This is a genomic window from Pseudomonas sp. BW16M2 (genome assembly GCF_014268865.1).
Lineage (GTDB): Bacteria > Pseudomonadota > Gammaproteobacteria > Pseudomonadales > Pseudomonadaceae > Aquipseudomonas > Aquipseudomonas peradeniyensis.
Map to the genome: position 1 here is coordinate 70,617 of NZ_JABWRI010000026.1, position 12,087 is coordinate 82,703.

General features: G+C 58.8%; 10 protein-coding genes. 7 read left to right on the forward strand and 3 right to left on the reverse strand.

Translation table 11 applies throughout. From position 1 onward, the window contains the following. Positions 1–32: 32 nt before the first annotated feature. The 4 genes from HU735_RS27170 (at position 33) to HU735_RS20510 (ending at position 5,602) form a co-directional block, all read left to right on the forward strand. On the forward strand, positions 33–242 hold the full coding sequence (locus HU735_RS27170) for a hypothetical protein (protein ID WP_238349861.1): 210 nt from the start codon (positions 33–35) through the stop codon (positions 240–242). After that, positions 226–3,501: an HsdR family type I site-specific deoxyribonuclease gene (locus HU735_RS20500; RefSeq protein ID WP_186714991.1), complete on the forward strand. Its 3,276-nt coding sequence runs from the start codon at positions 226–228 to the stop codon at positions 3,499–3,501. The genes HU735_RS27170 and HU735_RS20500 overlap by 17 nt, the downstream gene beginning before the upstream one ends. Further along, a complete protein-coding gene (locus HU735_RS20505) occupies positions 3,498–4,286 on the forward strand; it encodes a SprT family zinc-dependent metalloprotease (RefSeq protein WP_238349862.1) in 789 nt (262 codons plus the stop codon). The genes HU735_RS20500 and HU735_RS20505 overlap by 4 nt, the downstream gene beginning before the upstream one ends. Positions 4,287–4,666: 380 nt before the next feature. After that, complete coding sequence (locus tag HU735_RS20510; protein ID WP_028944561.1) at positions 4,667–5,602, forward strand: restriction endonuclease; 936 nt, start codon at positions 4,667–4,669, stop codon at positions 5,600–5,602. Between the two features lie 127 nt (positions 5,603–5,729). Here the strand turns inward: HU735_RS20510 and HU735_RS20515 are convergent, their stop codons facing one another. After that, positions 5,730–6,641: a restriction endonuclease gene (locus HU735_RS20515; RefSeq protein WP_186714992.1), complete on the reverse strand. Its 912-nt coding sequence runs from the start codon at positions 6,639–6,641 to the stop codon at positions 5,730–5,732. Between the two features lie 152 nt (positions 6,642–6,793). On the opposite strand from HU735_RS20515, the gene HU735_RS20520 reads away from it, so the two are divergent. Then, positions 6,794–8,275 carry a DUF726 domain-containing protein gene (locus HU735_RS20520; protein WP_186714993.1) on the forward strand — a complete coding sequence of 494 codons (1,482 nt, stop codon included), beginning with the start codon at positions 6,794–6,796 and terminating at the stop codon, positions 8,273–8,275. Positions 8,276–8,509: 234 nt separating this feature from the next. On the opposite strand, the gene HU735_RS20525 is transcribed toward HU735_RS20520, so the two are convergent. Continuing rightward, positions 8,510–9,469 (reverse strand): AraC family transcriptional regulator ligand-binding domain-containing protein, encoded by a 960-nt coding sequence (locus tag HU735_RS20525; protein ID WP_186715000.1) that lies wholly within the window; start codon positions 9,467–9,469, stop codon positions 8,510–8,512. Positions 9,470–9,537: 68 nt separating this feature from the next. Between HU735_RS20525 and HU735_RS20530 the strand changes: the two genes are divergently transcribed. Together HU735_RS20530 and HU735_RS20535 are read left to right on the forward strand one after the other, a co-directional pair. Next, positions 9,538–10,389, forward strand: a complete 852-nt coding sequence (locus HU735_RS20530; RefSeq protein ID WP_186714994.1) for a sterol desaturase family protein — start codon at positions 9,538–9,540, stop codon at positions 10,387–10,389. After that, positions 10,386–10,982: an NADPH-dependent FMN reductase gene (locus HU735_RS20535; RefSeq protein ID WP_186714995.1), complete on the forward strand. Its 597-nt coding sequence runs from the start codon at positions 10,386–10,388 to the stop codon at positions 10,980–10,982. Before HU735_RS20530 ends, HU735_RS20535 begins: the two co-directional genes overlap by 4 nt. Before the next feature lie 50 nt (positions 10,983–11,032). Here the strand turns inward: HU735_RS20535 and HU735_RS20540 are convergent, their stop codons facing one another. Further along, positions 11,033–11,782, reverse strand: coding sequence for a class I SAM-dependent methyltransferase (locus HU735_RS20540; protein WP_186714996.1), 750 nt, complete (start codon positions 11,780–11,782; stop codon positions 11,033–11,035). Between the last annotated feature and the right edge of the window lie 305 nt (positions 11,783–12,087).

Here is a 12,087-nt window from a genome sequence, read left to right on the forward strand (position 1 = left end):
TGCGCACCGCTAGCAGCATCAGCCACGAGCAGATGAAGCAGGTGGCCCACGGACGTTACGAGACGGTCGACCAACACCGTCGCAGCGCCGAGGCATTGGCAGCCGGCACTCAAGAGTTGGCAGCTTTAGAGCGTCTGGAAAAACGCCTGAGCAGTGAAAAAAAAGAAACGTTGATCGGCCACAAATCATCACCATGCACGCCCAGGAAGAAGAAGGAATTGCCCCGTGACCCCCACCCCTAAGTTTCAGGAAGAATACAGTGCAAAGCTTCCCGCGCTGGCACTGCTGTGTAACCTTGGTTGGGAGTTTATGTCGCCCGAACAAGCTTTGTCCGCGCGGGGCGGAAAGAGCGATGAAGTGGTATTGCGTGATGTGCTGCGCGAGCAACTGAGTAAGCGTCGCTTCTTGTTTGGTGGGGGTGAATATCCGCTCTCGGCCAAGGCCATCGACAACCTGATCAGTGAAGTGTGCAGCCCTGCGCTCAATGAAGGTCTGCAGGCTGCCAACGAGAGGCTTTACAACCATTTGCTGTATGGCATCTCGGTAACTGAGTTCGTGGATGGCAAAAAGGCCAACCCGACGGCGGCATTGATCGACTGGCATAACCCAGCCAATAACAGCTTTATCTTCACTGAAGAGTTTCGCGTACTACGCAGCGGCGGTTCGGAAGCACGCAGGCCAGATATTGTTTGCTTCGTTAACGGCATCCCGCTGGTGGTGATCGAGGCCAAGCGTCCCGACAGCAATGCGATGAAAGGGCCGACCATCGACGAAGGCATTTCGCAGAGTTTGCGCAACCAGCGTCACGATGAAATCCCCAGACTGTTCGCGTACAGCCAATTGTTGCTGTCGATCAATGGTAGCGATGGGCGCTACGCCACCTGCGGCACGCCTGCGAAATTCTGGGCAGCCTGGCGTGAGGAAGATATCGCCACTACTGAGTTGTATGCACTAAAGAATCGCAAGCTGAATACAGCGCAGAAAACCTCAATCTTTAGCCACCGCCCTGCCCGTGACCTGGACTGGTATGAAACCCTGATAGCCGGTGGTGAGCTGGCGCTGACTGGCCAGGATCAGTTGCTTATCAGCCTGCTTTCCCCTGCCCGACTGCTGGAAATGACTCGCTACTTCACGCTGTTCGATAAAAAGGCCGGCAAGATCGTTGCCCGTTATCAGCAGGTTTTCGGTATCAAGCGGTTGATGGAGCGGATTAGCCACAAGCGCAAAGATGGCGGACGTGAGGGCGGGGTGATCTGGCACACGACTGGCTCGGGCAAGTCATTCACCATGGTTTTTCTGAGTAAGGCGCTGATCCTGCATGACGCACTCAAGCGGTGCCGCATTGTGGTGATCACTGACCGAGTTGATCTGGAAAGCCAGCTGAGCAAGACGTTTGCTTCCGGTGGCGAGCTGACTGGCAAGAAGGACCGCGAGGCGGCCATGGCCACTTCTGGCACGCGCTTGGCTGAACAAATCGGTAAGGGCAACGAACGCATCATTTTTTCGCTGATCCAGAAGTTCAACAGCGCTACCAAGCTGCCACAGTGCGTGAATACCAGCGCTGACATCATCGTGCTTATCGATGAGGGCCACCGTAGCCAAGGCGGTGAAAACCATATCCGTATGAAGCAGGCGCTACCCAATGCGGCTTTTGTCGCGTTTACCGGCACGCCGCTGCTCAAGGATGACAAGACGACGAACAAGTTTGGTCCCATCGTGCATGCCTACACCATGCAGCGCGCGGTGGAAGATCAGGCCGTGACGCCGTTACTCTATGAGGAGCGCATTCCCGATCTGGATGTGAATGCGCGCGCTATCGATAGTTGGTTTGAGCGCATTACTGAAGGGCTAAACGAGCAACAGAAGGCCGACCTCAAACGCAAGTTCGCCAAGAAAGGCCAGATATACAGCGCTGATGACCGTATTCGTCTTATTGCTCTGGATATCGCCAACCACTTCGTGAAGAGCATCGACGAGGGCCTCAAAGGCCAGCTGGCCTGTGACAGTAAAGCCTCAGCAATCAAGTACAAACAGTATCTGGATGAAACAGGGTTGTTCGAAAGCGCAGTGGTGATGAGCCCACCGGATAGCCGTGAGGGTAACACCGACGTTGATGAAGCAGCCTCACCTGAGGTAACCCAATGGTGGAAGAAAAACGTTGGCAGCACTGATGAGCAAACCTACACCAAGCAGCTGATCGAGCGCTTCGACAAGGATGAATCGCTCAAGCTTTTGATCGTGGTGGACAAACTGCTGACGGGTTTCGATGAGCCGAAAAACACCGTGCTCTACATCGACAAGCCACTTAAGGAGCACAACCTGATCCAGGCGATTGCTCGGGTAAACCGCCTCCATCCGCTAAAGAAATTCGGTCTGCTGATCGACTACAGGGGCATTCTTTCGGAGCTGGATACCACGATCCAGAAGTATCAGGATCTGGCTTCGCGCACCCAGGGCGGCTATGACATCAATGACATCGCTGGGCTCTACAACCAGATGAGCAGCGAGTACAAACGGCTACCTCAGTTGCACAAAAACCTCTGGGCGATTTTCTCCGATGTGAAAAACAAAGGGGATATCGAGCAGTTGCGCCAGGTACTAGTCCCCAAGATGCAGGAGCGTGACGGCGAGTTGGTTGATGTAAATCTCAAGGTGCGCGATGACTTCTACGAGGCGCTAACCGAGTTCGCCAGTTGCCTAAAAGTTGCTTTGCAGTCCGCGTCCTTCTTTGAAGACACCAGTTTCAGCGATGCCGACCGCACCCATTACAAGGAAACCCTCAAGCAGTTCTCCAGCCTGCGCCAACTGGCCAGACAGGATGCCGGCGAAACGGTGAACTATGACCAGTACGCCGAACAAGTGCGCAAGCTGCTGAATAAGCACGTGGTAGGCGTGGAGGTAAAAGACCCTGGCGGCGTTTACGAAGTCGGCAAGATGGGGCAACAGAAGCCCGAGCAGTGGAGTGAAGACAAGACGCGCAACGAAACCGACATCATCAAGACCCGTGTCAGCAAGATGATTGAGCAGGAGCTTCGTGACGATCCCTATGCTCAGGAAGCGTTCTCCAAACTGCTGCGCCAGGCCATCGAAGAGGCGGCAAAGCTATTTGATCATCCGCTCAAGCAGTACCTGCTATTCCACGAATTTGAGCAGCAGGTGCAGGCCCGTAAGCTTGATGAGCTGCCTGATGTTTTTGCGGGTAACCGGCATGCCCAGGCGTATTTCGGTATTTTCAAGAAAAGCCTTCCTGACGCCCTCACTTCAGCTGAAGAGCAGGTACAGGAACACTGGGTAAAACTGGCTTTCAGCCTAGATGAAATGGTCATGACCTCCGTGGCCGAACATTCAATCAACCCACAGAACATCGAAAGCGATATTCGTAAGAAGCTACTGCCGTTGCTCTTCAAAGAATGCAAAGCGGTGGGCGCTGGTATGGATCAGGCGAAGGCCATGGTTGAGTGGGTGGTGCAAATCACGCGGGTAGGCTTGTCCGGCTTATGAGTGTGCCCATCGTCATGAGTGCTCCTTCTGCCTCCGCAGTATCGAGCTGGCTGAGCTTCCACTATGCCGACGAGTTGATTCAGGTTGAGAGATCGCGAAGGGCGCGCGAGGTTTCACGCATACTGATCAAGGTTGACCCCGACTGTCGCGTGCGCGTCAGTGCGCCGGATGGGGCTAGCGATGAACAGGTATTGGCCGCGCTGAAGCGACGCGGCCGCTGGATCTATGAGCAGCTTCGTGAGTTTCGTGCGCAGCTCACACACGTCCGCCCAAGGCTGTACATCAGCGGGGAAAGTCACTACTACCTAGGCAAGCAGTACGTGCTCAAGGTCATAGAAGCGCCTGATGAGCTCCAGCAGGTGCGCCTGTTGCGAGGTAAGCTAGAGGTGTCTGTCCGGGTGAAGTCGGCAGAGAAAATTCGCGAACTCCTGCACACCTGGTACAAAGCGCGCGCCCGTGAGGTATTTGATCGACGTCTAGAAGCTGCCTTACAACAAACACTTTGGGTTGCATCCAAGCCCCCACTGCGCATCCTCAGCATGCAAACGCAGTGGGGCAGTTGTTCACCTGCGGGCCGTATCACGCTCAACCCCCACTTGGTTAAAGCATCCCGCGAGTGCATCGACTATGTGATCTTGCATGAGCTTTGTCACTTCGCCGAACACAACCACAGCGAGCGGTTCTACCGGCTTATGCACCAGGTGATGCCGCAATGGGAAAAGACCAAAAAGCGGCTGGATGGTATGGCGGCTGTTTTGCTAAACGGCGCGGCTGACCGCCTTTGATTTGCGAGTAGCCGCTTCCAATGGGTTTGCCCAAGAAGGGACCAAGAACAGTCGCGACCTGCAAGGCGGAACATTCAGGCCTAAATACAACCGTCTCTCGAAATGGCCTCCTGCGATGGCCAAAACCGCCTCACCTTGGTTAAGCTACCTCCACTTAGGCATCCGCAGTGCGGGATATGCGCTTAGAGTGGACCAGCTGACTCAAAGTATCCTGGCCAAAGCCTTCCGCGGTGAATTGCCCCTCCCCAAGACCCGAACGACGAATTCGCCAGCGCTTTACTGGAAACGCAGCAAAACCCAGCGCACTGCTGCGCCCGAGGCCAAGCACAGGCGTAGAACTGCGACGCCGAGCTAAGCCTTTTATCAGGAAGAAGCGAACCATGCCTGTCCCGACCTACGACCAGTTCATCGAGCCCATCCTGCGTTTTCTCGCCGCCCACTCGGAGGGTGCCATCGCGGGGGAGGCACATGAAGCAGCTGCCTTGACACTTGGTCTGAGCGAGGCACAACGGCAGGAGACCATTGCCAGCGGCCAGGCTACTTACAAGAACCGCTCCGGCTGGGCGCATGATCGGCTCAAGCGCGCTGGCTATTCCAGCAGCGCAAAGCGTGGCTACTGGCAGCTAACTGACACCGGCCGCGCATTCGCCCAAGCCAACCCTGCCCCGTTGAGCCCCGAGCAGATCGAGCATCTAGCAGTGAACTTCATGAGCGTAAAGCTGAAGACAGCGCCGGATGCCGCCTCGCTGGATGAAGGCAATGACGCTCCAGCGCCTATTACCAAGACTGACCTCGCAACTAGCAGCCCGCAGGAGCGCCTGAATCAAGCCATCCTAGAACTGCGCACCAGCGTCGCGGGCGATCTGCTGGACAGTCTGTTGCAAGCGAGCCCGACGCGCTTCGAGCACATCGTACTCGACGTCCTGCACAGCTTGGGCTACGGAGCGAACCGTCAGGCACTGCAGCAGGTCGGCGGTAGTGGTGACGGCGGAATCGACGGCGTGATCTCGCTCGACGCGCTAGGCCTGGAGAAAGTCTACGTGCAGGCCAAGCGCTGGCAGAACACAGTAGGCCGCCCCGATTTGCAGGCGTTCTATGGCGCCCTGGCAGGACAGAAAGCCAAACGCGGCGTATTCATAACTACCTCTGGCTTCACCGCCCAAGCAGTTGAGTTCGCGCTATCGGTCGAAGGGCTTGTACTGGTCGACGGTAAACGCTTGGTCAATCTGATGTTGGATCACGAGGTCGGAGTCAGCTCGCAGCTTTACAAGGTGCCAAGGCTCGACAGCGACTACTTTGATGAGTCGCTTGGCTGAGCTCAAAAATCACTGTCCATCGGAATCCACGCCACGCATCGTTCCAACTGGTATTCCAGGCAAGTTGAAAAACAATTATTCACTAGCCAAAACAGATAGATACCGACTGTTTTCAGATTACCCCGGCTCACTCCCCCGAAAAATAATCACTATCCACCTGCTTCACCTCATACACCTGCTTAACACTCACCCCCAGATTATTCTCAACCATCAACCTGGCCAGCTCGCCCCCATCGATCAGCACCACCTTGATATCCAGCCCCAATGCCGCCTCCCGCGCCCCCACCGAAAACTCCGACGTGGTGATGAACACCCCCTTGCGCGCCCGCTGTCGGGTCAACGCGCCGATGAACTTATCGATCTCCGGCCGGTGCACCGTATTGGTCCAACGCTTGGCTTGCAGGTAAATCACATCCAGGCCGAGCTTGTCCTCCTTGATGATGCCGTCGATTCCGTCATCGTTGGTGGCCTGGGTGGCTTTGCCGGCTTCCTTGCGCGAGCCGCCATATCCCATGGCCAACATCAGGTCGACCACTAGCTGCTCAAAAAATCCCGGGCTTGCCGCCCTCACTTGCGCCAACAACTCTTCCTCGAGCGATTGCAGCAGCGCCTGATGGGCAATGTTCAATTGTTCGTCCGGTGTCGTGTCACCCTCGTCCAGGTCCGGGATTGCGGGGGCACTCGCCACTTGCGGTCTGGCGGTGTGGAAATCGGCAAATTCGGGAAACTGTTTCAGCCAGCGCACGGTGATGCGCGCCGGGCCACTGATCAAGGCCTCACGGCCACGAGCGGTGATCTGAACCATGCCCTTGGCCGGGATAGTCAACAACCCTGCCTTGTTCAAGTAGGTACGCGCCCAGCCCACCCGGTTGTTGATCACCGTTTGGTTGCCTGATGGCAGGCGCTCCTTGCGCTCGTCCTCTGTCAGCTGGAACTGCTCTGCAATGCACTCGCGCAGCTCACTGAGCGCCAGCGGCGTACCGTCCTCGACGGCAGACAGCACTGGGCGCATCACACTTTGAAAATCCGGGATCGACACATTGACTCCTTGTTCGCGTTCACCGTGCAGGGTGAACCTCAATTTCCACCAAGGCAAACGGACCTATCAAAAACACGCTAAGTACAGCCGTTTACAGCAATAGGGCCAAATGCCATCATCCCTCCCCCCTCCACCTCAGGCAAGCCAACCGCGTGGACCACAACTTCAAATTCCTCACCCTCCCCCACCGCTCCGGCGAGGTTGCGAACGTCTTCATCCACGGCTACTCGGCCGGCCATGACATGGAAGACCGCTGCAAACTGCGCAAGTACATTCCAACGTCCCTGCACAACGGCATCAATATCTTCGCCTTCTGGCCCTCTGGCCACTGGGCGCAGTTCGACAGTGCCTCCAGCGGTGGCGTGGCAGCGCTCGCCCGGATCAACGCGCTGGCCGGCGCGGGGGCCGCGGCGGTCGATCGCGCCATGCACTTCAACTCGAGCCGCAACCGCGCTACCGAGATGGGCAAACAGCTACTCGGGCAACTGGAGCGTTACCTGCTCAAGCATCACCCGTACGTGTCGAAGGTCAATCTGGTCGGGCATTCGCTTGGCGGCAGGGTCGTGGTCAGTGCCTTGCTCGACTTGCTGGACAAGCCTGACCACGAAGGCCTAGAAGTGGGCGAGGTGCTGTTGATGGCGGCGGCGGCCGAGCTGTCTGCAGAACAGGCGCACGCCATCCAGCAACGCACCAAGTGCAAGCTGTACAACGCCTACTCCGAGGATGATCTCGTCCTGCGCTTCAACCTCGGGGAAAACAGCATTGGCCGCCGACCAATAACCTCATGCGAGCATGAACATATTCACGATGTGTCCATGGCTCAGTTCGGTCATACCGACTATTGGCCACGCCTGGAAGAGGTACTGCGTGCGTCACGCTTCCATGGCTACACAGGCGGCCTGCCACGTTCGAATCAACCTGAGCCGGTCGACGAGGTCCCAGACCCTGTCGAGACCGACTACCTGCTCCACGATCTCCTCGAACTGACCAGCCCCACCATACGCGGTCAAGTCGCCAAGCACCTGCGCAGCAGCAGCTGGACGAAGCTAGAAGCCGAGCCCGCGCTATACCCATTGACCCAGGAACTCCAACTGCTGGGCGGGCACTGCCTGGTCAACCTGGCACGAGGCCGGGGCCTCAAGTACGTGCAGATCCTGCTCATGCTGGCACAGCACTATGGCCTGGTGAACGAGTTGCACGACTGTGCCCAGGTGGTGGAAATGGAGGCGCTGCTGATCAGCAAATGCTTCCAGTCTTCATTCGGCGAAAAGCATGTGCTTGCCTCGCGGCAGGATATCGTCCAGCACCTGGACGCGATGACCGAGCAAGGCTATTTCGACCAGGTCGACGCGCTGGCCGCGAGCCTAACCGTGACCTCCTACTTCTCGACACCCGAGGCACCCGCGCCGGCGTATCGCAAAAGCGATTCGATCTTGCCGAGCGGTAGCACGGAAATCGCGCTCGCCTCGGCCTCCACACTGTCATCACTGAGCGGCCTGGTCCCGACCGAACGCATCAAGGCCGCGGTGAACAATCTGAAGAGCGCGGTCAAACCGGGCTATTCGGCGCTGATCCCCGCCGTCGCGATCCTGTTCTACGCGCGTCTGAAGCTGAACAACGAAGGCCTGCTCTGATACCACCGGACAGCCTGGTCCAAATATCTCTGTAGGAGATCGCCCAGCCCGTCGCGCAGGGAACTGTTATCTCTGTGGGAGCGGACTTGCGGCGCGAAAGGGCTGCACAGCAGCCCCTAGAAATTTCGATGGTGGCTCGGAATCTGGGGCCGCTACGCGCCCCTTTCGCGACGCAAGGCCGCTCCCACAGGGCCTAGATAAACCAATAAGTTACGGTTTTTTCCATGAAGGTGGCTAGAGTGATCGCCAGCGTTTACGCGCATGGGCATAAGCCGCCAAGTCACTGTAGCCAAGCTGTGCAGCGATCTGCGTTCGGCTATCCCCCTGCATCTCCAGGTACTGCTCCAGCTCCGCACGAACCCGGTCGAGCAGCACACGAAAACTGGTTCCCTCATCCTCCAGCCGCCGACGCAAGGTACGTGCACTCTGGTGAAGGTCCTGTGCCTGCGTCTCCAGAGTAAGCGATCGGCCCGTAATCAGGCCCTGGCGAATGCCCTGGGCTACCCGGGCCGACCAGCCACTGAGCTGGGACTGCTGCGCCAACCGACGCTCCAGCTCCTGGCTCACCACATCCATCATCCCGGCATGCTGGGTCAGCAATGGCATGTCCAGCTGGGTACGATTGAAGTACAAGCGGTTGTACCCGCAGTCGAACTGGATATCTTCACCAAACCACTCGTGGTACTCCGGGTAGTACGCCGGCCGACGGTGAGCGAAGCACGCCCGCTGCGGCAGGACAGCCGCGCCTATCCCCACGCGCATCACGCTGAGGGACATCACGCTGTAGTGCTCGACCATATAGCGCACCAGGCTGGCTGGAGCATCGATACGCAACTCCACCCCGAGGCAATCACCCTCCTCGACCAGCGCCAGGGTGTCCATGTCCGATGCCAGCCGTGCATAGCGCGCCCAGAAGCGGATGGCCTCGGCCAGCGTGGCGCTGTACAGGCAGCCCTGGGCCAGCACATGCCAGTCCTGGCGACTGAAGTGCGAGAACAGGTGCAAGCCGATGGCCGGATCATGACTGGCCGCCTTGGCCCAAAGCTGCTCCAGCGCGAGCATGCTGTAGTTGCTGCGCGCCTTCAGCGAATGCGTCTGAAGGTAGCGCTCCAGCACCCGGCCGAGCGGGCCGCGGTGGAATCGCTCGGGCGATGGGTTGGCCGCTTCTCGGGTAATTCTGTCCGTTTCGCGCATATCGTCTGACGGGTTCATGAATTCTTATGGGTGGGCACCGCCTTGATCGGCACCCACCGGAGAATGCCATGAGCACAACAATAACAAACAGCCCGATACCGATTATTCTCGCCATCCTGATCGGCTTCATCCTCCTCGAAATCACCTGCGCCTGCTTCCTTCAGCCGCGCGGCAAACGCCGGGACGCGATCATCGAGATCGTCGGCAGCGCCCTGCTGATGGTGGTCACCCTGCCGTTGGTCACGTTCCTCAGCAACAGCCTGCTGGAACACTTCGCGCCGCAACTGAAGGGCAGCCTCGCCGGCCTGCACTGGGTGCTTGGGCTCGTCCTGTTCCTGGTGCTGGACGACATGACCCAGTACTGGTGGCATCGCCTCAGCCACAAGGTGCCCCTGCTCTACTCGCTGCACCGTGCACATCACTCGGCGCCCTACATGAGCATCCGCATCGTCTATCGCAACAACAGCTTCTATTACCTGCTGATGCCCGGCCTGTGGTTCAGCGGGGCCCTGATCTACCTGGGGTTGGCGCCTGTGTACTTCGGCTACCTGATCGTCAAGATGCTGGTCATCTTCGGCGCCCACAGCAGCGTGCCCTGGGATGACAAGCTTTACCGCATACGCGCCTTGCGGCCCGTGATGTGGCTGCTGGAACGGACCATTTCCACCCCCGCGACCCACTCGGCGCATCACGGCCTGAGCGCCGATGACGGGGTGACGCATTACAAGGGCAACTTCGGCAACCTGCTGTTCTTCTGGGACGTGCTGTTCGGCACGGCAAAGATCACCCGCCGCCGCCCGCAGCATTACGGTATCGAAGGCATGCGCCCGGTCAGCTGGCAGGAGGAGCTGTTCTGGCCGCTGGTGCGCGGCAAGTCGACCAGCATGCCGACGGAATCGGACCAGGAGCTGGCGAAATGAGCCTGAATATCGTACTCGTGGCCGGCTCCAGCCAGCCGGACAGCCAGTCGGCGAAGGTAGCCGCCTTTCTTGCCCAACGCCTGCAGGCATTGCAACTGAGCAAGCTGCCAAGGGTGATCGATCTTGGACGTGCGCCGTTGCCGTTGTGGCCAGCCAAGGATGAACACGGACTCTGGCCCGAGTATGCAGCCCTGTTGAGTGAAGCCGATGCCCTGGTGGTGCTGACCCCGGAATGGCACGGCATGGCCTGCCCGGCGTTGAAGAACCTGTTCGTCTACGCCGGCTACCGCGAGTTGGGGCACAAGCCGGCACTGCTGGTCGGGGTGTCCTCTGGCCAGGGCGGGAGCTACCCGCTGTCTGAATTGCGTGCGTCCAGCTACAAGAACTGCCGCCTCTGCTACCTGCCCGAGCAGTTGATCGTGCGCCAGGTGGAGGGCGTGATGAATGGCCCGGACAGTACCGGCACGCAAGACCTGCGCATTCGTCGTCGGGCCGACTGGGCGCTTCAGGTGCTGGGCGAATATGCCAGGGCGCTCAGGGGGATGAATGAGCGCGTCGAAATGGAGGAGCCGGAATTCGCCAACGGGATGTGAGGGTTGATTGCCGCTATCGATCGATAGCGGCTGCCTCGGCCTACGCCCGCTTAACGCCTCGCTTCAATGAGATGACGGGTCGAATGCGCGACAAAAGGCTCGCCCTGGCGCATCTGGCTATCCAGGGCCAGCAGTTCAGCGCGGTACTTATCCACAGAGAAGTCCGGCACCCACCATACGCATTTGCGCAGAATCCACACGACTGCGCCTACGTCATGGAACAGCATGCGGCAATGGGCTGTGCGCAGGTCAGTCACCGTAAGCCCGGCTGCCTGCGCTGCTGCTACTTCGTCCTGCGGATCGCGCAGTTGCCGCTCGTGTGGCAATGGCCCCAGGAAATGCTCGATCAGCTCGAAAGCCGAGGCTGGGCCTACGTGCTGGGCGAAGTAATGTCCGCCTGGTCGGAGGACGCGATGAATCTCGGGCCAGTCCGGTTGCACAGGGTGGCGTGAGGTGACCAGCTCGAATGAGGCGTCAGCGAATGGGAGTGCGATACCGGGTGCTACCTGCACGACTTCAACGCCCCGCGGTCCTAGACGCTCGTGCGCCTTGCGGGCGTTGGGGGGCCAGGCTTCAGTCGCGCACATGAAGGGCGGAAAACGCGGTGCCTCGTTCAGCACCTCTCCGCCGCCGGTGTCGAGATCCAGCGCGGCGCAGACGCCCTGCAGACGCTGCGCAAGGCGCTGGGCATAACCCCAAGGCGGACGCTGCTCAGAGGCGCGTCCTGCCAGCCAGTCGAAGCCCCAGCCAGTCACATCCGCTGCGTTGGCCTCGGGTATCAGGTCGTCGAAGGGTTTCATTCGATGGTCCAGGTTAATGCTTGTATTCAGCCCAGTATAAGTCGTGTAGGAGCAGCCTTGTGTCGCGAAAGGGCTGCGAAGCGGCCCCGGCGATATCTGCTTGATGCACAAATCTTGGGGCCGCTACGCGCCCCTTTCCGACCGGTCCGACGCCTCGGCAAGGCCGCTCCTACAGGGGGGCGGTGTTGGTTTTGGGAATGCGGAAAAGACAAAACCCCTACCTGCTCACGCAGATAGGGGTTTTGCGAAATGAATCTTGACGATGACCTACTCTCACATGGGGAAACCCCACACTACCATCGGCG